The following is a 22,798-nucleotide window of genomic DNA, read 5'->3' as shown; positions in this document are numbered from 1 at the left end:
AAAGAGCTGCAAGATTAAGAATATATCATCAGTCCTCAATGGTAGACAGATCGCCTTCCGGCAGATGCAGCTCCCAGGCCTTCAGGACACGGCGCATAATTTTGCCGGACCGGGTCTTGGGCAGCTTATCCTTGAATTCAATCTCGCGCGGCGCAGCGTGGGCAGACAAGCCTGCTTTGACAAATGCCGCAATCTCCTCCTTCAGCTCGGTTGTCGGGGAATACCCGTCACGCAGCGAGATGAAGGCTTTGATAATTTCGCCGCGCATGACATCCGGTTTGCCGATAACCCCTGCCTCTGCAACAGCGGGATGCTCCACCAGCTTGCTCTCCACCTCGAAGGGGCCGATCCGCTCTCCGGAGGAATTGATCACATCATCAATCCGCCCCTGGAACCAGAAGTACCCGTCTTCATCCATATACGCCGAATCCCCGGAGATATACCAGCCGGCAATCCTGAAATACTCCTCATATTTGGCGGGGTTGTTCCACACCTTGCCCATCATGGATGGCCAGGGCGTTCTGATAGCGAGATTGCCCATGGCATATGGAGGCAACACGTTGCCGCGGTCATCCAGGATAGCCGCCTCTATCCCCGGCAGCGGCCGTCCCATGGAGCCGGGCTTGATGTCCATTCCCGGGTAATTGCAAATGAGCTGGGCACCCGTCTCTGTCATCCACCAAGTATCATGAATACGCTGGTGATAGATTTTATCCCCCCAGCGTACAACTTCCGGGTTCAGCGGCTCTCCGACAGACAGGACATGCCGCAGGCTGCTCAGATCTATGCCTTCCAAGGTCTCCTTGCCTGCTCCCATCAGCATCCGAAAAGCCGTAGGCGCACTATACCACACCGTAACTCCGAAGCGTTCAATCGTCTTATACCAGTCCTGCGGACTGAAGCGGCCTCCCCGTACTACATTGGCTACACCATTCAGCCAGGGGGCAAAAATACCGTAAGAGGTGCCGGTCACCCAGCCCGGATCTGCCGTGCACCAGTACACATCGTCCGGCCGCAGGTCCAAAACTACCTGCCCCGTATAATAGTGCTGGATCATGGCTCTCTGCACATGGTAGATACCTTTGGGCTTCCCGGTGGAACCGGAGGTATAGTGCATGATCAGACCGTCATCCAGACTCAGCCATTCCGGTTCCAGCTCCGCAGAGGCTGCGGCCATTTCCGTTCCATAATCCAGCAGACCGGAATCCTCAGACACCTCTCCTCCGACCAGAAAAATATGACGCAAACCGGGAAGCTGCTCACGTTTTACCCGGTGCAGCAGCTCAGGCGTAGTCACCAGCGCCACCGCCCCGCTGTCCTCCAGACGGTCCTTCACCGCCGTCTCCATGAATGCCTCGAACAGCGGTCCTGCCACTGCTCCCGTCTTCAGAATACCAAGCAGACTGAAATACAGCTCCGGGGTGCGCGGCATGAAGATGAATACCCGGTCTCCTTTGCCGATTCCGTATTTGCGGAGTACATTGCCGAACTTGTTCGACCGTTCCCGCAAGTCCCCGAAGGTGTAACGCTCCTCGCGCACTGCATCGCTGTAGATCAGGGCCGTAGCTGCCCCCCGCCCTTCCAGCACATGACGGTCCACAGCTTCATGAGCCATATTGACCTTGCCGGTCTCATACCAGGAGAAGTTTCGCTCGACATCCTCCCACCGGAATTCGTCAACGGCCCGGGAATAATCGGCCATATTCGCCTGCTCCACGCGTTTCTGCAAAATTTCGTTGTGGACTTGCCCCATTCCTCTTGCCTCCCCTACTGGTTTGCTTTAAGCTTTAAGGGTAAGAACCTGTTTCTATTCATTTCTGTCAATGTTTCATTTGTGAATATTCCGTGTCGGAATCAGTATATCACAGGAAGCGGTTACATTCCATATTATAGTGAACCGGAGGGAGCCCTGACCATGGAGCATCGTAAAATCCCCGTTTCCCATACCGTAGAGCACAAAGGACAGCTTATAACGGTCAGTGGGCCCTTATCGCCTGATACCCTCCGGGCGTTAAGCATACATAGCGATCTGGATGCCTTCCGTAAGCCGCGGGAGCAGCTCGAAGCATTAATTGAGATCTCCGGGTTGCCGGAAGGGCGCATCGTTGCAGCAGTAGCCTCAGACGTTATAGTGGGGTATGTCACCTTTCATTATCCGGATGAGCTGGAGCTTTGGTCTCAGGGCGGGATGGACGATCTGATTGAGCTGGGGGCGATTGAAGTAGCTGACGAGTACCGGGGGAGCGGACTGGGCAAGCTGCTGGTGACCAGTGCTTTTGAAGAGGAGCAGCTGGAGAATTGCATCGTGTTCACCACGGAGTATTATTGGCACTGGGACCTGAAGGGGAGCGGTCTTACGGTATGGGAGTACCGCCAGATGATGGAGAAGCTGATGAAGACGGTAGATATGGTGTGGTATGCCACTGATGATCCGGAAATCTGCTCACACCCGGCCAATTGTCTGATGGTCCGCATGGGCCAGGCTGTGCCGCTGTCCTCCCGCGAGACCTTCGACCGGGTTCGCTTCAGACAGCGGTTTATGTATTAGCCTATTAACCGGCTCAGATTCCTTATCCCTCACATAGCCTTAAGCATGTGTTCAAGGATGGCATGCGAATGCTGCGAGGCGGTCACCGTGAACTCACTGTAATTCACATGGGCTGAGCCATCGGCTTTGTCAGACATGGAGCGGACGATTACAAAAGATGTCCCGTTCATATTGCAGACCTGGGCAACCGCTGCCCCCTCCATCTCCGCACAGGCCCCGTCCAGCTCCTCCCGCAGCTTAGCCACTGCCTCCCTGCTGGCAATGAATTGATCCCCGGACAACACAATGCCTGTGACAGACTTCTGATTCAGCTCTCTGCAGGCCTCCTCCGCCAGCTTCACCAGCAGGGGATCTGCCCGAAAGACAGAGATCTCCTGATATGGGATCACTCCTCTGGGATAGCCAAGGGCTGTAACATCCATATCATGCTGAATACACTGTGATGAAATAACAATATCTCCGATATCCAGATCAGGATGCAGCGCACCGGCCACCCCAGTGAACAGCACCTGCTCAACGTCGAAGCTGTCCAGCAGAATCTGTGTCGTGACAGCAGCGTTCACCTTGCCGACACCTGATTTGCAGACTACGGCCTTTTTACCGAACACCGTTCCAGTGTAAAAGGTTATCCCCGCCTTCACCGTCACCTGCTGATTGTCCATCTCTTCAAGCAGCAGCCTGATTTCCTCATCCATTGCGCCAATCAAACCCAGAATCCCGCTCATTTGCTTATCCTCCATTTCTCTTCACGGAAACATAAAAAGCCCCCGAAGGAGCTTCTTAGGAAACCTGTATCTAAGCTGAACCTACAGGCTTTTATTTGTTGACATGATTGACGGACAGACGCAGAATCGTCTCATGCGGCAAAATAACCCGCGGATTCTCGACCGTCTCCTTCTTCATCAGCTTCGTCAGCAATCTCATCGCTACGGCTCCGAGATCGTACATCGGCTGTGCTACAGTTGTAAGCAACGGACGAACCATGGAAGCCATACGGATGTTGTCTACACTGATAATCGAGAAATCATCCGGTACCTTGAGTCCTTCATCCTGAATACTGTGAATAGCGCCAATAGCCATCTCGTCGGTAGCCGCAAAGACAGCTGTCGGCTTCTTCTTAAGACCGAGGAAATACTTCATGGCTTCGACACCGGATTCGTAACGATAGTTACCGATACGGACCAGATCCTCCTGATATTCGATACCTGCCGCTTCCAGCGCCTTCTTATACCCGTGGAACCGTGCATAACCGTTCGCAGGGTCCTGCAGAGTGCCGCTGATCATAGCGATCTCACGGTGTCCGTGGCGGATAAGCGTATTCACGGCATCGAACGCAGCTGTCTCATGGTCGATATCCACGGAAGGATAGGTGCCCTTCTCATCGCGGGTCGCACAGAGAACGATAGGCACTGCGGAAGTCTGGAAAGCCTGAATATGCTCATCCGTAACCGTTCCGCCCATGAAGAGCAATCCGTCCACTTGCTTCTCTAGCAATGTGTTAATTACACGGATCTCCTTCTCCTTGCGCTTATCCGCATTACACAAAATAATATTGTAGTGATACATATTGGCAATATCTTCAATCCCGCGTGCAATTTCCGCAAAAATCGAGTTGGAGATATCAGGGATAACAACCCCTACGGTTGTCGTTTTCTTGCTGGCGAGCCCTCTCGCCACAGCATTCGGACGATAGCCCAAACGCTCAATCGCTTCAAAAACCTTCTTCCGGGTCTGCGGTTTCACGTTGGGGTTATTATTCACAACCCGTGATACCGTAGCCATAGATACGCCTGCTTCTCGAGCTACATCGTAAATGGTTACCGTCAAATTACTCTCTCCATTGCGATAAATTTTATCGTTCGACTAATTAAAATTATGATACGACACTTTGTACAATTGTGCAATGATAACGCTTCATTTTCCTTTCAAAATTTCTTTCAAAGGTTGAAACGCCAGTCCTGGCGCGGGCTTGTACGCCTTCAGCCAATCCTTAGTCCTCCAGCAGCTTCCAGTTGAAAGCACTTTAGATTTCAAGTGGAAACACTTCAGATTTCAAGAATTCTGTAATCTTCCTCTATCGTATCAAAAAGCGCGTGAAAAATCCAACATTCGATGAAAGTTTTTCATTGTTTTTGCAGAAAATTTTTTTAAATGTCAAAAAATGCTCTTTATTTGGCACTTTCTGCCGAATGCGCCGTCAACTGGGAGAGCCGGAGGCCGATTTCTTCCATCCATTTCCTGTCGGACAGATCAGCCGCCGTGCGATAGACATCCAGCAGCAGATCAATCCGCCCCTGAATAGACCTGCGAATCGACTCTTCCAGCTCCGGCAAGCCGCCGGCGAACAAACCTGCAGCAAAGATATCCTTCAGCACACTGGCCCACTCGTTACGGTCCGCAAAGGACAATTGCTGTTGCCCGGACGGGCGCTCCCCGAGTTCCCTGATCAGCAGACCAAGTTCCCGCTTGATGACCGGCAGAGGCTCATAACGGGAGCATTCCCCGCAAGTATATACAGGAACATGAGTGATTTTGATCTTTGCACTATAAATCAGCGTATGCATATGTATGGTCATGACCCCGCCGCAGCCACATGACTTCTTCATTAAGTTATCCTTATACATCTCCCACACCTCAGAATGATCTTTTACAAAACGCATAGTTTTGCCTTTTCTCTACTACGTATTCTACTATTCGACTTTGTTCCTGCGAATCCCTGCAAGTTTGCATATAATGTTTTAATTGGCAATTGACTTAGGAATTACCATATCCAAAGTGACTTCAAGTTTTTCTTTTGTTAGAATGACATAGAAATCAGTTTGTGAATTCCGAAGGGAGTGTAAGGCATGAGACTGGCCGGTAAAAAGGTCATTGCGCTTGTAGACGAAGAATTCGAAGATCTGGAGCTATGGTATCCTGTGTACCGTGTACGTGAAGAAGGGGCCGAAGTTCATCTGGCTGGCCTTACGAAGAACAAGACTTATGTGGGCAAATATGGCGTACCCGCCACCGCAGAATACAGTTGGGACGAGCTGAATGCTGCTGACTATGACGGCATACTGGTTCCCGGAGGCTGGGCCCCCGACAAAATCCGCCGGTACAGCGCAGTGCTGAAGCTGGTGCAGGATTTCCATGCCGCGAAGAAGCCGATTGGCCAGATCTGCCATGCGGGCTGGGTCCTCATCTCTGCCAAAATCCTGGAAGGTGTAACGGTCACCTCCACACCTGGTATCCGCGACGATATGGAGAATGCCGGGGCCATCTGGAAGGACGAGCCTGTGGTAACAGACGGACACATCATCTCCGCCCGCCGTCCGCCGGATCTCCCGCCTTACGGCAAGGCGTTCTGCGACGCGTTGGCGGGGGAATAGTCCAAGAACATTCAAATGCCCTGCTCCCCGTCCTGGCGGTGAGCAGGTTTTTTTTTTCAAATATATACCGTTACTTGCGCAGAATAAGCTCCGCTGAATCTTTGATCAGGTTGGGATAACTAATGACCTTAAAAGTCAAAGGCTGCTGCAACTCCGCTGTTCCCAGTTTGTACGCGAACTGAAACGGTGGAACCTTATCGTTGGCATGACCTGGATCAATGACAGGCACCGAGGAATTATACACAGCCGTATGCAGTTTACCCGCTCCGTCCTTAAATGTCTGATCCAGAATTACATTTACAGTATTGGCAGCGCTATAATTGCCTTGACGTTGATATTCAAGAATCAGGCTGTTGGGGGTAGACGCAGCGGTGATTCGCAGACGCTTATCAGCTCCCTTGATGATTTTTCTCTTGTCCGTATCAATGACCAGCTCCTGTGCAGATTTCTCAAGTCCAATAATTCCGTCAATCTGAATCTTCATGGTACTCTGTGATAACCCGTTGCCAGGGAAGAGGAGATACCTTTTGCCCTCAACATCAAGCGATGCTTTTGAATACAATGCGGTAAAATCATTGCCGCTGCCAATCAGGATATGCGGACTGGCCAGCCTAAAGATATCTATGGAATTCTGTGAACTGAATTCAGTCTCCACATACATTCCTGATGCAGCCAGATAGGCATCCCCGATCGTAATACGCTGTCCAGCCATAGTTAACGTTTTGTTGACAGCAAGGGTTTCTCCCGCGTTTGCAACGGCATTCAGATCAAGCGCCACAGGTACAGATATTTCTGTAACGGTCTCATAATGCAATACCCCCTCTTCTATCTCGCCCGCCGGTTCCGCAGCGAACACAGAAGCTTTCAGCATAATCTGTTCAGGCAGCTTCGTGTAGTTTGTGTTCCATTGCATAATTCGATAACCGCGGTTAATCCGCGTTTTTCTTGTATTTTGTTCTCCGCCGGACATTCGCCCCTGTCCCAATACCCTATCCTTGTTATCCGTTACGGAAAATGTATAATCCAGCGCCTGCTCATTCTTATTCTCCAGTGTATAGAGCAGGATAATCCCCATCCTGTCTGCAGCGAAACCGTCTACCGTCAAGACATAACCATCTTTCTCTGCAGTTGCACCGCTTAGCCGCTTAATAAGCCCTGCCTCGAATGCCGAGATCACGGTAGAGTCACTCCCAGCAATATTACTGTAATCCCCAAGCCATTCCGAATTCAGCGCCGGGACTTGCGCACTCAGAGCAGCGCCTCGCGGTTTCAGAGCCTCGCTTTCCCAAGGGAGAACGAACAGCAGCACAAGTGCCATTACAGCCGCTGTAGCCAGAACATAACGGTTCCTTAGGGGCCGGGCGGTTCTAGCAGAGCGGGTTAACCCGCTGCGAATCGCCGTATTCAGCTTCATTTCAGCGATCTCTTCTGCTTCTGCTGACAGACTCTGATAATACTCCTTCAGCAATTCTTCTTCCGTTCTGACCATTCTATAGTCCCCCTCTTATTCTCATTTTGTCGCGCAGCTGCTTCAGTCCCTTGTTCAGCCAGGTCTTGACCGTTCCTTCCGGCTTGCCCAGCACCGCCGCAATCTCAGTCAGCGTCATGTCCCGGTAATACTTCAGCACAAGAACCTGACGGTATTTCGGCTTGACCCCTTCGAGTGCCCGCTCCATATCCAGCTTACGGTCACTGGTCATCTCCTGCAGTCCGCCGCCCGCCCGATCCGGCACAGGAGCAGCCAGCCGCTTCCTCCGCTTCAGTTCATCCTTGCAGCAGTTGATCAGAATGCGGGTCAGCCACGGTGCAAACCGGTCCCTGTCTTTCAGGCTGTAACGCTTGACCCAGGCTCTGTATGTAGTCTCCTGTACCATTTCAAGCGCCTCCGCTTCGCTCCGTAAGTAGCTGTATGCGATGCTGTAGAGTATTTTTTTCTGTTCCAGCACCCGGCCGATAAACAGCTGTTCCTGTTGACTCAAGAGGCGCACCCGCTCGCCTTCCCACGTATTCTCCATCCCGGAACTCTCTCCCCTTCTTTTTTGACTTCTGTATATACTGACTGTCCGGCAGTCCAAACGGTTTTACTTTTTTTGAAAAGAAGGCCGGGTTATAGGAGCAATCCGCCGTGCAGCGAACGATCCTCCGCCGATCTGTACAGCAAAAAGCCCGGTGTGTCTGGGCTCGCTTGACCCCCACGCCGGACTTTATATTCAATTCAGCCTTTAACATGCGGCCGTTAAGGCTATGATGTCTTTTCTTTGGAATCTCCGCCGCCGCCCAAGGTGAACCCGCTGCGCCCTACATAAGCACTGAGCTGCTCCTCCGTCTCCGTGCTGGTCCGGTTGCGGAAGCACACCTTCGCAATCTCCCTCGCCTCGGAAGCCAGCGTGTTCAGCGTGCGGTGCTTGACCTTCAGCAACGCCTGCGGCGACATGCTCAGCACGCCGATGCCAAGCTCCAGCCAGAGCGGGAGCGAACGCTCGTCCGCTGCCATCTCACCGCATACACTGACGTCGATGCCCACGCTATGTGCCGCATCTACCGTCATGCGGATCATGCGCAGCACGCCCGGATGGTAAGGATGATACATGTGGGCAATCTGCTCATTCATCCGGTCCACTGCGAGTACATACTGCACCAGATCATTCGTGCCGATACTGAAGAAGTCCACTTCCTCCGCCAGCAGATCGGCAATCATTACAGCGGCCGGAACTTCAATCATAATCCCTACCTTCATCTCGCGGTTATACGGAACCCCCCGGCTGTCCAGCTCGTTCTTCACTTCATTCAGCACCGCTTTGGCGGCCTGAACCTCTTCGACAGAGGAGATCATCGGGAACATCATTCGGACATTACCGTAATGGCTGGCCCGCAGAATCGCCGCTATCTGTGTTTTGAACATGTCCTTGCGGTCCAGACTGATCCGGATTGCCCGGTAGCCGAGGAACGGATTCTGCTCCTCCGGCAGCTGGAAGTAATCCAGGTGCTTGTCCCCCCCGATATCAAGCGTACGGATGACAACGGTCTCCTTGCCGACTTTTTCCGCGACCAGCTTGTACACCTCAAATTGCTCATCTTCTGTCGGGAAGGAGCTGCGGTCCATATAGAGGAACTCCGTGCGGAACAGCCCCACTCCCTCGGCCCCATATTTCAGCGCCATGTTCAGCTCCTTCACCGAACTGATATTACCGGCCAGCCGCAGCGATACACCGTCCTTGGTAACTGCCTCGACTGTAGCAAGCAGTTCAAGCTGCTCCCGCTTCCTCTGCTGCTTCGCGCGTCTGGAGGTGAAGTCTCTTAATGTAGATTCATCGGGATGGAGCATCACCGCTCCGGTCTCTCCGTCCAGCACCAGCATGTCCCCGGTCTGGATCGGGGTCAGGATCTTGTTCTCCAGCCCTGCTACCAGCGGAATGCCCAGCGCCCGGGCCATGATGGAGGAGTGCGAGGTTTTGCCGCCCATCATCGTAACGATGCCCAGCACATAAGCCGGATTCAAATGGGCCAGCTGTGAGGGGGACAGTTCCTTAGCCACAAGGATATAGGGCTGGGTATCAGACGGCAGCGTTACCTCGGGCGCACCCAGAAGATGCTTCAGCAGACGGTTGCCGACATCCTTAATGTCCACGGCCCGTTCCTTCATATATTCATCGTCCAGCAGATCGAACATCGCTACAAAGTGGTCTATCGCTTCCTTCACTGCCACCTCGGCCGCTTTATATTGTCGTTCGATAATGCCGCGGATTTCGCTCATGAACACAGGATCATCCAGAATCGCCAGATGGGCATCGAAAATACTCGATTCCTCCGGTCCGACAACCTCCCGGAATTCTTTTTTGATAAACTCGATTTCGTCCTTGGAGGTACGGATCCCTTCATACAGACGTTCAAACTCCTTGGCCAGATCCACCGGGTTCACCTGAGTGTCCGGCAGACTCCATTCCCAGTTCGGCAAAACAAAGGCCTTCCCGATGGCAACACCTGCTGCAGCGCCTATGCCTTGTATCATGCTTCGATCCCTCCAACATTGCTCTCATGTAATACCACGGACATAACGGAAGACTGCCCCTTTTTAACGTTTTTGAATGGAGCATAGCTCCAGGATTTGACCCGGTCAGGATTGGTGATCACCATCGGTGTCGCCAGTGAAGCGGCATGCTCCTTCAAGTAGGCCAGATCAAACCGGACCAGCAGCTGCCCCGGCTCCACACTGTCACCTTCCTGTACAAGCGCCTCGAACGGCCCCTTAAGCTGCGAGGTATCGATCCCTATATGCATCAGCACCTCCAGGCCTTCGGGCGTAGCAATGCCCACTGCGTGCATCGTAGGGTATACGTGCATTACCTTGCCGAATACGGGCGAGACCAGCTCTCCTTTTTCCGGGAAAAAGGCCACTCCATCTCCAACCAGCTTCGCGGCAAAAATATGGTCAGGCACTTCTTCGATCGGCATCATCCGCCCCTGGATGGGCGAGCTGAACAGCACCTGCGGCAGATCGCGCAGCATCAGCTTGTCAATCTCTTCGCGGATCAGCTCTGAATAGGTACCGAACACGACCTGCACATTGCCGCCGCCCAGCTTGATAATGCCTGCGGAGCCAAGTCCCTTAAGCGCCCCTGTATCTATGAAACGGTCGTTATGCACCGTTAATCTCAGCCGGGTTATGCAGGCCTGCACCTGCACAATGTTCTCCTTGCCGCCCAGCGCCTCCAGAATCAGCGGAGCCTGATACGGAATATTCCCCGCCCAGTCCCCAAGCTCAGAGCCTTCTTCACGGCCCGGCGTAGGAATCTGGAACCGGCGGATCGCCCAGCGGAACACGTTATAATAGACAATGCCATAGCCGATCCCGATCGGAATCAGCAGCCAAGCCCGCTGGGACAGATGCATGTTGAGGAAGAAGTCGATGGTCCCCGCCGAATAGGAGAAGCCGTGATGAATTCCGAGCGAGTAGGTCAGCACCATCGCAAGCCCAGACATGACTACATGCAGCGCAAACAAATACGGCGACGCGAACAGGAAGGCGAATTCAATCTGCTCCGACACGCCGGTCAGAAAGCATACCAGGGCTGCACGCAAAAAAGTCTTCTTTATCTTAGGCTTGAGGTCTTCGCGCGCTTCCTGGATGATCGCAAACGCAATAGCCGGCAGGGCGAACATCATAATCGGGAACAGTCCGGCCATGAACACACCCGCTGTAGGATCTCCGGCAAAAAAGCGCGGCAAATCCCCCTGCACCACAGCGCTGCCGTCAGGCGTCGTGAAGGAGCCAAGCTGGAACCAGAATACATTATTGAGGATATGATGCAGGCCGAAGGCCGTCAGCACCCTGTACAGTACCCCGTAGACAAACACTCCATATCCGCCGGTAACCTGCACCACCCTGAAGAGTTCATTCAGCAGCTCCTGCAGGAGCGGTGATACTCCGAGCATGACCCAGGCGAACAGCGCCGAGAATAAGCCCATGAACAGCAAAACAAAACGCGACCCTCCAAAAAACTGGATCGCCTCCGGCAGCTTGATATTCTTAAACCGGTTATGCGCCACACCGGCTACAATTCCAAGGATAATACCAATTAATGTTGCAGGCTGTACAGCCCCGTCTCCCATATTGGAAACAATCCGGTCATAAGTGAACATCCCTGCGAGTGCGGCCAGTCCGGCCGGTCCGGCCTGATTGGACAATCCCCACGCCACACCGACAGCAAACAAATAAGGCATGAAATAGAATATTCCTTGCCCCGCGTACGTCGTCACTTCGGATACCGAAGAAAGTCCCCATGCAGACCATGGCAAGCTGCCCAGACTCAGCAGAATAGCTGCCGCCGGAAGCACCATGGTAGGAAGCATAATGGCTCTGCCCAACTGCTGCAAAGATCCGAGCCAATTCAAGGCGACCCTCTCCTTTCTTTCTATATTGAATGGTAAGCGCTGCAGCAGTTTTTGTCAAAAGAATCCGTGTGAACTAAACCCTACCGGACTAACACTATCCGTCTTAAGAAAACAACGCTGCTGCGCTGCGACTACTGCGACTACTGCGACTACTGCGACTACTGCGACTACTGCGACTACTGCGACTACTGCGACTACTGCGACTACTGCGACTACTGCGACTACTGCGACTACTGCGACTACTGCGACTACTGCGACTACTGCGACTACTGCGACTACTGCGACTACTGCGACTACTGCGACTACTGCGACTACTGCGACTACTGCGACTACTGCGACTACTGCGACTACTGCGACTACTGCGACTACTGCGACTGGATAAGTGTAGTTTGTACAACTATATTTGGCAATACGACTTTACTTTTTACTCTAACTGCATTCTGTACAGCTATTTTGGCCCGATTTTGCTTTAATCGCAATAATAGGCATTTTTAATTGTATGAAGTGCAGTTAACCCTGATAAACACCTTATTTAGCACATTTTAGTTGTACGAACTACACTTATAATCCGTCGCTACCAGATCTTATCGAACGCCCCCTCTTTCATCACCAGATTTGATCTGGCCGCATGGAGCTAACTTCGTAGTATCGAACCCGTTCATTAGATGCTACTGGTTTGATCAAGCCATTATCACTCAAGGTTACCAGTAGTTTACGTGCCGTCCGGAAATTTATTTGCAGATTGTCCGTAACATCCTTAGGCCGAACCGGCCTGCCAAGCTGCCACGCCAGACGCAGGACTTCTTTTTCTTTTGACAACAGGTGCTCCCCGCCTGCCCTGTTCCGGGCCAGATAAGGCGCGAGCGCCAGTTGCAGCAGCATCCGGCATACTTCGGGACGCTGCTGGATATCGTCGAAGGAGAAGTGCAGCAGTCTCCAGCCCATCCCAGTCAAGAAGGTATCCCGGTTAAGCGCATAGCTGAATCTCTCCCGGTCCATATCCTTGATGTGGCTCTGATAACCGTCACATTCGATACCGAAGCGCGCACCATTCAGCGGTAAAAAAGCAAAGTCCAAAAATTGTGACTTCCGGTTCCAGTCATAAACTTCATACTCCGGGTGCAAATGCTCCAGTGACTCGAACAAAGGCCACCATACATTTTGCAAAAACAGCTTCTCCGCATAGTTATGTCCGCGCAGCAGCCTTCCCCGCCGCTCACCGCCCCTATCATTAGTATGCATCTCCAGAAAGTTACCATGTGCCTGTTCAAATTCCATAGAAATCTCCTCCCGCAAAATAAAAAAAGAACGTCCTCCCCATCTGGAAATGGGATAAAGGACGTTCTTCGTCTAAGTAAAGTATAGCAAATCAAACTCAATAAAACTTATTATTCTGCGAATACGGAAATCCTCCAGATAAGACAGCGGGGTCCGCATGATAGCCCGGAGCGCGTGCATCACACATGGAACCGGAAGTCTGCCTAAGGCTGTCCTCGAAGCATTTACTCCCGGCTCCGGCCCTTCATCGTAATGGCTTCCTCCACCTTGATGCAGCGGTCCATGATCGCGATCATGTCATGGGCAGCGGCGATATCCGCAGCCTCCTGACTAATAATACCCTGCTGCAGCCAGAGAACACGCGCGCCGATATCAGCTGCCTCCTGCGCTACAGCTGCACAATATTCGCTGCGGCGGAATACATTCACAATATCCACCGGCTCAGGAATTTCCGCGAGGGTATGGTAGCATTTCTCGCCCAGGATCTCCCCGTCTACCGACGGATTCACCGGAATAATCCGGTAGCCCCGGCTCTGCATAGCGCCGGCTACCATATAAGAGGTGCGGTCTGTTTTGTCGGACAGGCCCACTACGGCAATATTGCCTGCAGCAGCCAGAATGTCTCCAATTTGATCCCTGCTAGGATTCTCAAAGCTCATGTGTATTACCCCTTCCGTTGATTGCGCATCTGGGCACATACCAGATTCAGCTATACCTACATCATACCGCGCATCAGGAAAAGTTCCAAATCCGAACCGTCCGCATGTTCCCGCTATATTGTTCCGTTCACCGTACACAGCCACACCATATGAACAGAATCCGGTCCCCAATAATCCTTAACTACCGCATAGGGCGCTCCGAACTTCTGCAGCCACCTGGTTTGCGCGCGTCTATAGCCGCTGTCCAGGCAGAACTCAGTAATCCCCTGTTGTCTGAGAAATATCATCAGCTCGGCAATCAAAGCTGAAGCAATCCCTTGTCCCTGATAATCCGGCAGAACATATAGACTGCCCAGCTCACCTACAGCATCAAGCTTATTTCCTGTACAGACCCGGATATCCTCTCCGCAAGGGGCATACGAGATGGTGCCGACGACCTTACCGTCCATCTGGGCCACCCAGAAATACGTATCTGAGTTCTGCGGGTTCAGTGAAGCGTTAACCATCCGTATCTTGGACTCGATCTCTTGCTGAATGTCACTGTCCAAGTGACCCAGTCCTTCACCTTCAAAAGCATCCGTAATCGAAAGCCTGTAAAGATCCGTTACAGAGGTAACATCCTCCCGGGTAAGCAGAGCTATGCTTAACTGGCCTGTCTCCGTCACTCCACCCATTCCACATTAGCGCCTAATGAGCGCAAGTGATCGAAATACTGGGGATAAGACTTCGCTACATGATGCGCATCCTTAATCAGCAGCGGCTGGCGGGCACGCAGTCCCACTACAGTAAGTGCCATAATCACACGGTGGTCATAGTGGGCATTGATCGTCACGCCGCCTTCAACCCCCTCCGGTGTGCCATGGACAATAATCTCGTCACGCCGTTCTTCGACCTTCGCACCGGCACGGGTCAGCTCGGCCAGATAATCCGTGATGCGGTCACATTCCTTATAACGCAGATTCTCCACATTATAGAAGCGTGAGGTGCCTTCAGCGAATACGGCCGCTGCCACCATAGCCAGTACAGCATCGGTTGCTGCATCTCCGTCGAATTCTACCGCCTTAAGAACCCCGTTCCCCTGCACATGTACCGTTCCGTTCTCATGGGTGAGCGGCACCTCCATCATCCGCAGCACATCGACAATCGCCCGCTCCCCCTGCTTGCTCTGCTCGGCAAGCCGGTGAATCGTCACATCCGATTTCGTCACCGCTGCGGCGGCAAGCACAGCCGCCGATCCCGGATAATCGCCCTGAACCGTATAGGACTTGGCGGCATAAGCCTGACGGCCCGGCACCTTGAAGGACATGTAATCTTCAGCCGCATGTACAATTATTCCGGCCTGCTCCATGACCTCTAGCGTCTGGCCAATGACCACCTTGGATTTCAGATCATCCAGCACGATGATCTCACTGTCTTCTTCAAGCAGCGGAGTCAGGAACAAGAGTGCGCTGAGATACTGTGAGCTTACGGCACCAGAGACGGTAATCCGCCCCCCCTGCGGCTTACCGCCGCGGATGGTGATCGGCAGCCTTCCTTGATTATGCTCCACCTCAACGCCAAGCTGCCCGAGCGCTTGAATGAGGTCATCATGCGGCCGCTTACCAAGGGAATCCGGGTAGGTATTCACGAACGTAACCTCAGGGCTGAGCGCAGCCACTGCCATCAGGAAACGAAGCACGGCGCCGGCATTCCCGACATTCAGCTCTTTGACATCACGGGGATGGCGCCCGAACCCTTGAACTACAATTTTCTCTTCATCTTCAGTCAGCACAGCGCCGAGATCGGCGATACATCTGCGGATAGCATCGCTGTCCTCGCTGTGTGCGGGATGGTAAATCGTACTGACTCCTTCAGACAGAGCGGCTACCAGCAGATAGCGGGTAGTATAGTTTTTGGATGACAGGGCTCCGAATTCTCCTTGCAGCGTCGGCGTGGGCCTAACAATAACGTCCATAGTATAAGCGCTCCTTCAAATAAAGTGGTCTGTATGTACGGCCCTGTTTGACAGGGTAATCCGCAGTTGTGTTATCATAGCGTGAAGCCAATCCATAAATATTCGGACAGAAAAGAGGGTACTACCATGAATGAGATTCCGCAAATTACACCGCAGGAGCTGCGTAAGCGACTCGCTTCCGGCGAAGAACTTCTACTGATCGACGTCCGTGAAGACGATGAGGTTGCCTTCGGCATGATTCCCGGTGCGCAGCACATCCCGATGGGCCAGATCCCGCAGCAGACGGAGCAGCTTCCGGCTGATACCGAGATCATCTTCATCTGCCGTTCCGGCAGCCGCAGCCAGCGTGTCTGTGAATATCTGCAGCAATTCGGCATTACAGGCTCGAACCTCAGCGGCGGCATGATTGAATGGGATGAAACGGAATAAGCCGCAGCTTACTCCCGAACGCCAACACGCTTAAAAGCTCAGGCGCGGTAATGCATTAAAATATATTCGGAGACCTCGGCCACACTCCGCTCAGTTGTATCGACCGTGCAATGCGCGAAACGGTAAGCCTCCCGGCGCTGCTCCATAATGGAGCGTACCCGTTCTGCGGCATTGCCGGCGAGCAGCGGCCGGTTCTCATCCCCGCTGACCCGGGCAATAACCGCTTCCTCCGTGGCCGTTAGCGCCACAACGAAGCCATGCTCCAGCATAACCTCTGCATTCCCCGGTGCCAGCACGGCACCTCCGCCTGTAGAGATCACTCTGCGTTCACCCTGCAGCATCCTCTTCAGTACAGCCGATTCAATCTCCCGGAAAGCCTGCTCCCCGCCTTGTGCAAAAATATCGGCAATACTCCGGCCTTCGCTCTCGGTAATCACTGCATCCAAATCGACCAGTTCATAGTCAAGCTCCTCGGCCAGAATGGCGCCTACCGTTGATTTCCCCGTAGCCATCATCCCCACGAGGATGATATTTCTATCGTCCATAACTACCTCCAGGCCGCGACATTTGTCATATCATAACACAGGGTGAAAAGTTTGCACAATGGCGGCAAATTTGCAAAAAAACCCGAAAGCCCTCCGCATAAAGCGGAAAGCATCTCGGGTCCCTGTGAGTTAAGCGGAACGGCTGCCTGTTACTCTGCCAGCCAGTTGTGGTGGAATACGCCTTCTTTGTCCACGCGCTTGAAGGTGTGGGCACCGAAATAATCGCGCTGCGCCTGCAGCAGGTTCGCCGGAAGACGTTCTGTACGATAGCTGTCGTAGTAGGCAAGGGCACTGGCGAATCCCGGAACGGGAATACCCAGAGTGACAGCCGAAGCGATAACTTTACGCCATGCCGACTGATAATTATCCATAACATTCTTGAAGAACGGATCGAGCAGCAGGTTCTTCAGCTCGGCATTGTTCTCGTAAGCATCCGTGATGTTCTGCAGGAACCGGGAACGGATAATGCAGCCACCGCGCCAGATCTTAGCCAGCTCGCCGTATTTCAGATCCCAGCCGTATTCGTCAGAAGCTACACGCAGCTGGGCGAAGCCCTGGGCATACGATACAATCTTGCTGGCGAACAATGCTTTGCGTACGTTCTCGATGAATTCTGCCTTGTCGCCGTCAAAGGCTACTGCCGCAGGTCCGCTCAGCACTTTGCTGGCTTCAACGCGTTCTTCCTTCATGGCAGACAGGAAGCGCGAGAAGACGGATTCGGTAATCATGGACAGCGGCACGCCGAGATCCAGCGAGCTTTGGCTTGTCCACTTTCCGGTACCCTTTTGGCCGGCAGCATCAAGGATGACGTCAACCATAGGTTTGCCGGTCTCTTCGTCATACTGTGCGAAGATATCCTTGGTAATCTCGATCAGATAACTGTCCAGCTCGCCGTTGTTCCATTCTGCGAAGGTGCTGTGCAGTTCCTTGGCATCCAGACCCAGGACATCCTTCAGCAGATGGTAGGCTTCGCCGATCAGCTGCATGTCGCCGTACTCAATGCCGTTATGCACCATTTTGACATAGTGTCCTGCACCGTCCGGCCCGATATATGTACAGCAAGGCTCTCCGCCCACATGGGCTGAAATTGCCGTAAGAATAGGTTCAACCAGCTTATACGCGCTTTCTTGACCGCCAGGCATAATGGAAGGGCCCTTCAGTGCGCCTTCTTCACCGCCGGAAACGCCGGTGCCGATGAAGCGGAAGCCTTTGTCTTCAAGCTCTTTGCTGCGGCGTACAGTGTCAGGGAAATAAGCGTTGCCGCCGTCAATAATGATATCGCCCTGATCCAAGAATGGAAGCAGCTGCTCAATTGTAGAGTCTGTCGCCTTACCCGCCTGGACCATGATCAGAATCTTGCGCGGTACTTCCAGCGATTGCACAAACTCTTCAACGGAGAACGTGCCAACCAGGTTTTTACCTTCTGCTTCTGCGACAAGATCATGTGTCTTCTCCGGGGAACGGTTAAACACGGATACGCTGAAGCCTTTGCTCTCGATGTTAAGAGCCAAATTTTTGCCCATTACCGCCAAGCCAATAACGCCGATTTGTTGTTTTGACATCTGGTTCTCCACCCTTTGCACCCTGTATTTTTGTGAAATCCATTTCTCGCAGTATAAGAATACCACCCTTTGTCAGCGACAGCAAAGTTCTGCCTGCGAAAGAGAGATCAATTTCATTGACAAAGTTCGATCTATCAGGGAAATTGCTCACAATGACTATTTTAACGGTTTTGTCCGCAGAAGTGAACCCCCCGGCCTCAAGAATGACAGAATAAAGGACACCCCGCTGCGGGATGCCCCTAATTGAAATATAATAACCCGCTTAGCACATCACCATTCCAGAGCCGCAAGCTCCCTGGTCAATTGCTGCAGCTTGGCCGTGCAATCCATCACCGCTTCGGTGTCGCTGCCGCGCATGGCTTCACTCAGCCGGTCGAGCTGTTCGTCAACCGCAAGCCTGTGGTCACGAATCCGTTCCTCGCCATGGGTGGAGTAGAACAGCTTCGTCAGCTCCTGATCCGACAATAGCGGACCCTTCTGGTACAGTACCCGCTGCTGGTATCCGGAAATCTCCACCAGGCGGATCACTTCACCGAATAAAATATTCTCTATAATGATCTGACGGTCGCGGAAGCGCTTGACTACAGCATGACCTCTCATATCGCCAATCAGCTTCTCCATCCATTCTGCCAGGCGCGCATCACGGATCATATAATCACCCACCAGCTTGAAGCCGTCCTTGATCCGCTGGAAGCGCAGCTTCACAAGCTTGCGGCCGGTGCGCACCGAAATAAGAAAAACGCTCTCGTTCTCACTCCAGTAAAGGGAATAGCCTTCCTTGATCAGATCCTTGATTAAATCCTGGATATGTTGTCTGTCGAACCGCAGCTCCAGATTGCAGTACTCCACTTCGTCGTTTTTGTTCACGGCACTCCCCCCTAACTGCTTGATTTAAGCATCGTCAGCTTTACGGCCTAACTTAAGAGCAGAACAGACTGCCGGACCTCCCCTTGCACCTTGTGATTCTGTGTTCGGCTTACACTTATTTTATACTTTATTTTATGTAGCGGTAACTTGGTTTATTGACTATTTTTACCCGTTTTACACCTTTTCCAAACGCAAACCCTGCTACGGAGCGAATTCCCTGGTCTGTAAGGTCCAAAAAAGCCGCATTCGCCTGGTATTCAGGTTGCCTGCGGCTTACTTTATCCGGACTCCGTGAACTCCGGGTTCACTCCCCGGCCCTTGACGTACTCAGTTCGCTCTGCCGTGCTTCAGCTTCGTCCGGTGGACAATCATGAGATGCAGTCCGAATAACAGAACCATGACTCCTGCACTGGCCAGAAAAGGAGCACTATGGCTAACCGTATCCCATAGCTTGCCTGACAGCACAGGACCTGCCACCATCCCCGAGCCTTGCAGCGTCAGGAAGAGTCCCCAGACGGTTCCTCGTTCTCCCTCCGGCACCTGCTTCGCCAGGAAGGCATTCCATGCCGGAAGAATCAGCGCATAGCTGATCCCGACCATTGCCACAGCCACGAAGGCCAGCGGCAGCCAGCGGACCTGTGAGAAGAATGCCAGGGAGCCGGCTGCGAGGAGAAAGCCGATGTTCAGGAAGATAGATGTACCGATCTTGTCAACCAGCTTCCCCGCAGGAATAAGCGTCACCACCGTAATTCCCCCGCCGGCAATCAGCAGAAGGCTGAACTGGTTGGGGGTGACATGCAGCTCCGACCGGGCGAACAAGGTGACCACCGGCGTCATAAGCCCGATGGCAAAAGCCTGCAGGAACAGGGCCGGGAAGAGCAGCCGGCTTACCTTCAGAGAGGAAGTGACCTGCTGCCAGGTCCGCTTCAGACTCTGCAGGGGGCGCAGCGGCTTACGCGGCACCGGAGGCCCCTCAGCCGTCAGCTCACGGACAACACGCGGCGCATGACCGCCGATCTTTGATGGCAGAAAGAGAGCCACTATGACCACTGCAGCCGCGAAGCCCATCAGCACCAGGAAGACCGTCCGGTAGCCCTGTCCGCCATGGTCCATCATGAAATTAACGATAATGGGTCCCACCCCGGTTCCGGCCAGGGAAGCCATCTCGACCGCCCCCATGGCCGCGCCGCTGCTGCCGCTCCGGGTAGAGCCTGCCAGTTCGGTGATGCCAGTCATCGTACAAGGCCACAGCGGGGAGGTTCCAATCCCCAGAATCAGACAAGCGATGGATAAGGTTACTGCATCCTTGGCATAAATAATCAGTCCTACGGCCACCACAAGGAGCAGCAGTGCCCCTGTCATCGTCCAGCGGTAGCCGATGCGTTCCATCACCCAGCCGAACGGGCTGCGGAACAGGTTATCCCCAAGATACTGCAGCGCAAAGGCGAACCCGACCACCGTTACGGACAGGCCGAGAATATTCTCCATATAGACCGGCAGCAGGGCGACCAGCAGCGATCCTTTGACGAATTCGACCAGAAAAATAATGATCCACATTTCTAAAATGAACGGAGAGGCTAAACTGATATGCATACGTTGCGCTGCTTTGCCAGACATTTCATCACATCCTAGTATTATGTTGATTGATTTGTTATACTGATGACTGCTTGTTCAAGCAGAAGGGACTACTCCGTCCCCAAGGGATGGTACTTCCGCTTCAGCGAGAAATCTAAAACTAATCTTTGCGAAAGGTTGTGACAGCATTAAATGAATCAACAAGCTACTCCCCTCTTCACTGCTCTCAAAAAGCATGCCGCCGGAAATCCAGTTCAATTCCATATTCCGGGACATAAGAAGGGGCTAGGAACCGATGCCGAATTCCGTGAGTTTATCGGCGATAACGCTCTATCCATAGATTTGATCAATATTGCACCGCTTGATGATCTTCATCAGCCCACCGGGGTTATTCTTGAAGCTCAGAAGCTGGCTGCAGAGGCCTTCGGCGCCGATTACACGTATTTCAGTGTACAAGGCACGAGCAATGCCATCATGACTATGATCCTCTCTGTCTGCTCAGAAGGAGATAAAATTATTGTGCCGCGCAATATTCACAAATCTGTGATGTCGGCCATTATTTTCTCCGGAGCCAAGCCTATTTTCGTCTCTCCTGTACAGGATGAGAATCTTGGGATAGACCACGGCATAACCACAAGCTCGCTCGAACGGGCTTTGAGGCGCCATCCGGATGCCAAAGGTGTCCTCGTTATCAATCCGACGTATTTTGGCGTGTGCGCCGACCTGCGTTCGATTGTCGACCTGGCCCACAGTTACGGGGTTCCCGTACTTGTGGACGAGGCACATGGAGTACTGATTCATTTTCATGAGGACTTACCGGTATCGGCTATGCAGGCCGGTGCAGATATGGCAGCAACCAGCGTCCATAAGCTAGGCGGCTCCATGACGCAGAGCTCGGTACTGAATCTCAATGCCAAGACGGGCCTTGTCAACCCACAGCGGGTACAGACCATTCTCAGCATGCTGACCACCACTTCAACTTCATATATTCTGCTTGCCTCTCTGGATACCTCCAGACGTAACCTTGCCCTGAACGGCCATGAGATGGCGGCGAGAACCATCGCCCTGTCCAATTATGCCCGGAATTCGATTAATGAAATCGAGGGACTCTACAGCTTCGGCAAAGAAATTCTCGGAACAGAAGCCACCTTCAATCATGATCCGACCAAGCTGAACATCCATGTCCGCCATCTGGGGATTACCGGTTACGAGACCGAGAACTGGCTCCGTCAGAAGTATAACATCGAAGTAGAACTTAGCGACATGTATAATATTCTTTGCCTGATCACTCCTGGTGATACACAGGAATCGGTAGATAAGCTGCTCGCAGCGCTGCAGGTGCTCTCAGCGATTCATTACAGCAAAGGTGAAATCTATGAGCTTAAGGTTCAGGTGCCGAATATTCCGCAGCTTGCCTTAATCCCGAGAGACGCCTTCTACGCTGACACCCAGCTGGTCCCCTTCCGGGAGTCCGCAGGCTATATTATTGCAGAGTTCATCTATGTCTACCCGCCGGGAATCCCAATTCTTCTCCCTGGTGAAGTTATTACCCAAGATAATATCGACTATATCATTGACCATGTAGAAATCGGACTGCCCGTCAAAGGCCCCGAGGACCGCAGCATTACCAACATCAAGGTTATTGTCGAAGCAGAACCTATCTCCTAAGCCGGCTTGTCCGTAAGACATACGGCAATGCAAAACCCCGATACTGTATTCGTATCGGGGTTTTGCATTGAATGCCTGAAATCTATTCTTGCTGGGCAAGCAGCTCGTTATAAGCTTCTTCAACAGCTTTCCATTCAGCTTCATCTTCAATGTTGTACAGAACCATTTCTTCGTCTTCTTCTTCCATACGAAGGATAATCCCGTCTGCTTCCGGGTTCTCGCGTTCGAGCAGCAGAGCGTATAATTTCTCGGCTACATCAAACGTTTCCACCAGTACCATTTCTACATCTTCGCCCTGCTCGTTCGTCAAGGTCAGCACAAACTCCTCGTGCTCATGGTCGTGATCATGTCCGCAACCGCATGCTTCACCATGTTCATGGCCATGCTCATGTTTGTGATCGCTCATTGTAATACCTCACTTTAATTGAATTATCCTACATTTGGTATCGT

At 52.7% G+C, this 22,798-nt stretch carries 22 protein-coding genes; 5 read left to right on the top strand and 17 right to left on the bottom strand.

Features of this window, described 5'->3' with window-relative positions:
- Positions 1-28 precede the first annotated feature (28 nt).
- On the bottom strand, positions 29-1,753 hold the full coding sequence (acsA, locus tag KDC22_RS13480) for an acetate--CoA ligase (protein WP_173126188.1): 1,725 nt from the start codon (positions 1,751-1,753) through the stop codon (positions 29-31).
- Positions 1,754-1,915: 162 nt separating this feature from the next.
- Here acsA and KDC22_RS13475 point away from each other — a divergent pair, with 162 nt between their 5' ends.
- A complete protein-coding gene (locus tag KDC22_RS13475) occupies positions 1,916-2,548 on the top strand; it encodes a GNAT family N-acetyltransferase (protein ID WP_211723404.1) in 633 nt (210 codons plus the stop codon).
- 29 nt (positions 2,549-2,577) lie between these two features.
- Here KDC22_RS13475 and KDC22_RS13470 read toward each other — a convergent pair whose 3' ends face one another.
- From KDC22_RS13470 to KDC22_RS13460, 3 genes are all read right to left on the bottom strand, one after another.
- Complete coding sequence (locus KDC22_RS13470; protein WP_211723403.1) at positions 2,578-3,273, bottom strand: 5'-methylthioadenosine/adenosylhomocysteine nucleosidase; 696 nt, start codon at positions 3,271-3,273, stop codon at positions 2,578-2,580.
- A 91-nt stretch (positions 3,274-3,364) separates the two neighbouring features.
- Positions 3,365-4,375: a catabolite control protein A gene (gene ccpA, locus KDC22_RS13465; RefSeq protein WP_173126179.1), complete on the bottom strand. Its 1,011-nt coding sequence runs from the start codon at positions 4,373-4,375 to the stop codon at positions 3,365-3,367.
- A gap of 341 nt (positions 4,376-4,716) precedes the next feature.
- Complete coding sequence (locus tag KDC22_RS13460) at positions 4,717-5,154, bottom strand: hypothetical protein (RefSeq protein WP_173126176.1); 438 nt, start codon at positions 5,152-5,154, stop codon at positions 4,717-4,719.
- Between the two features lie 240 nt (positions 5,155-5,394).
- On the opposite strand from KDC22_RS13460, the gene KDC22_RS13455 reads away from it, so the two are divergent.
- Complete coding sequence (locus tag KDC22_RS13455; protein ID WP_173126173.1) at positions 5,395-5,919, top strand: type 1 glutamine amidotransferase domain-containing protein; 525 nt, start codon at positions 5,395-5,397, stop codon at positions 5,917-5,919.
- Positions 5,920-5,989: 70 nt separating this feature from the next.
- On the opposite strand, the gene KDC22_RS13450 is transcribed toward KDC22_RS13455, so the two are convergent.
- From KDC22_RS13450 to KDC22_RS13435, 4 genes are all read right to left on the bottom strand, one after another.
- Positions 5,990-7,408, bottom strand: a complete 1,419-nt coding sequence (locus KDC22_RS13450; RefSeq protein WP_211723402.1) for a DUF4179 domain-containing protein — start codon at positions 7,406-7,408, stop codon at positions 5,990-5,992.
- A 1-nt stretch (position 7,409) separates the two neighbouring features.
- Positions 7,410-7,934: a sigma-70 family RNA polymerase sigma factor gene (locus KDC22_RS13445; protein ID WP_211723401.1), complete on the bottom strand. Its 525-nt coding sequence runs from the start codon at positions 7,932-7,934 to the stop codon at positions 7,410-7,412.
- A 227-nt stretch (positions 7,935-8,161) separates the two neighbouring features.
- A complete protein-coding gene (gene ptsP / locus KDC22_RS13440) occupies positions 8,162-9,928 on the bottom strand; it encodes a phosphoenolpyruvate--protein phosphotransferase (RefSeq protein WP_211723400.1) in 1,767 nt (588 codons plus the stop codon).
- Complete coding sequence (locus KDC22_RS13435) at positions 9,925-11,811, bottom strand: glucose PTS transporter subunit IIA (protein WP_211723399.1); 1,887 nt, start codon at positions 11,809-11,811, stop codon at positions 9,925-9,927. The genes ptsP and KDC22_RS13435 overlap by 4 nt, the downstream gene beginning before the upstream one ends.
- Here KDC22_RS13435 and KDC22_RS13430 point away from each other — a divergent pair.
- Complete coding sequence (locus KDC22_RS13430) at positions 11,771-12,193, top strand: hypothetical protein (RefSeq protein WP_211723398.1); 423 nt, start codon at positions 11,771-11,773, stop codon at positions 12,191-12,193. The two genes, KDC22_RS13435 and KDC22_RS13430, sit on opposite strands and share 41 nt — an antisense overlap.
- A 224-nt stretch (positions 12,194-12,417) precedes the next feature.
- Here KDC22_RS13430 and KDC22_RS13425 read toward each other — a convergent pair whose 3' ends face one another.
- The 4 genes from KDC22_RS13425 to aroA form a co-directional block, all read right to left on the bottom strand.
- Positions 12,418-13,089: a PDDEXK family nuclease gene (locus KDC22_RS13425; protein ID WP_211723397.1), complete on the bottom strand. Its 672-nt coding sequence runs from the start codon at positions 13,087-13,089 to the stop codon at positions 12,418-12,420.
- Positions 13,090-13,313: 224 nt separating this feature from the next.
- The gene (locus KDC22_RS13420; protein WP_211723396.1) at positions 13,314-13,748 is read right to left on the bottom strand and encodes a CoA-binding protein; all 435 of its coding nucleotides are present in this window, start codon (positions 13,746-13,748) and stop codon (positions 13,314-13,316) included.
- Positions 13,749-13,861: 113 nt separating this feature from the next.
- The gene (locus KDC22_RS13415; protein WP_211723395.1) at positions 13,862-14,422 is read right to left on the bottom strand and encodes a GNAT family N-acetyltransferase; all 561 of its coding nucleotides are present in this window, start codon (positions 14,420-14,422) and stop codon (positions 13,862-13,864) included.
- Entirely contained in the window at positions 14,410-15,702 is a 1,293-nt protein-coding gene (gene aroA / locus KDC22_RS13410) for a 3-phosphoshikimate 1-carboxyvinyltransferase (protein WP_211723394.1), read from the bottom strand. The genes KDC22_RS13415 and aroA overlap by 13 nt, the downstream gene beginning before the upstream one ends.
- A 126-nt stretch (positions 15,703-15,828) precedes the next feature.
- On the opposite strand from aroA, the gene KDC22_RS13405 reads away from it, so the two are divergent.
- Positions 15,829-16,131, top strand: coding sequence for a rhodanese-like domain-containing protein (locus KDC22_RS13405; RefSeq protein WP_173126144.1), 303 nt, complete (start codon positions 15,829-15,831; stop codon positions 16,129-16,131).
- Between the two features lie 38 nt (positions 16,132-16,169).
- On the opposite strand, the gene KDC22_RS13400 is transcribed toward KDC22_RS13405, so the two are convergent.
- The 4 genes from KDC22_RS13400 to KDC22_RS13385 form a co-directional block, all read right to left on the bottom strand.
- Entirely contained in the window at positions 16,170-16,676 is a 507-nt protein-coding gene (locus KDC22_RS13400; RefSeq protein WP_211723393.1) for a shikimate kinase, read from the bottom strand.
- A gap of 149 nt (positions 16,677-16,825) precedes the next feature.
- Positions 16,826-18,238 carry an NADP-dependent phosphogluconate dehydrogenase gene (gndA, locus tag KDC22_RS13395; RefSeq protein ID WP_173126138.1) on the bottom strand — a complete coding sequence of 471 codons (1,413 nt, stop codon included), beginning with the start codon at positions 18,236-18,238 and terminating at the stop codon, positions 16,826-16,828.
- Positions 18,239-18,508: 270 nt separating this feature from the next.
- On the bottom strand, positions 18,509-19,105 hold the full coding sequence (locus KDC22_RS13390) for a hypothetical protein (RefSeq protein ID WP_211723392.1): 597 nt from the start codon (positions 19,103-19,105) through the stop codon (positions 18,509-18,511).
- A gap of 327 nt (positions 19,106-19,432) precedes the next feature.
- The gene (locus KDC22_RS13385; RefSeq protein ID WP_246553553.1) at positions 19,433-20,662 is read right to left on the bottom strand and encodes an MFS transporter; all 1,230 of its coding nucleotides are present in this window, start codon (positions 20,660-20,662) and stop codon (positions 19,433-19,435) included.
- 210 nt (positions 20,663-20,872) lie between these two features.
- Between KDC22_RS13385 and KDC22_RS13380 the strand changes: the two genes are divergently transcribed.
- Positions 20,873-22,348 carry an aminotransferase class I/II-fold pyridoxal phosphate-dependent enzyme gene (locus KDC22_RS13380; RefSeq protein WP_173126129.1) on the top strand — a complete coding sequence of 492 codons (1,476 nt, stop codon included), beginning with the start codon at positions 20,873-20,875 and terminating at the stop codon, positions 22,346-22,348.
- An 82-nt stretch (positions 22,349-22,430) separates the two neighbouring features.
- Here the strand turns inward: KDC22_RS13380 and KDC22_RS13375 are convergent, their stop codons facing one another.
- Positions 22,431-22,754 (bottom strand): DUF1292 domain-containing protein, encoded by a 324-nt coding sequence (locus tag KDC22_RS13375; RefSeq protein ID WP_173126126.1) that lies wholly within the window; start codon positions 22,752-22,754, stop codon positions 22,431-22,433.
- Positions 22,755-22,798: the final 44 nt, after the last annotated feature.

The organism is Paenibacillus tritici (genome assembly GCF_018207515.1).
GTDB classification, from domain to species: Bacteria; Bacillota; Bacilli; order Paenibacillales; family Paenibacillaceae; genus Paenibacillus_AQ; species Paenibacillus_AQ tritici.
The sequence above is the reverse complement of the archived record's forward strand: the minus strand, read 5'-3'. Positions and strand labels throughout refer to the sequence as shown.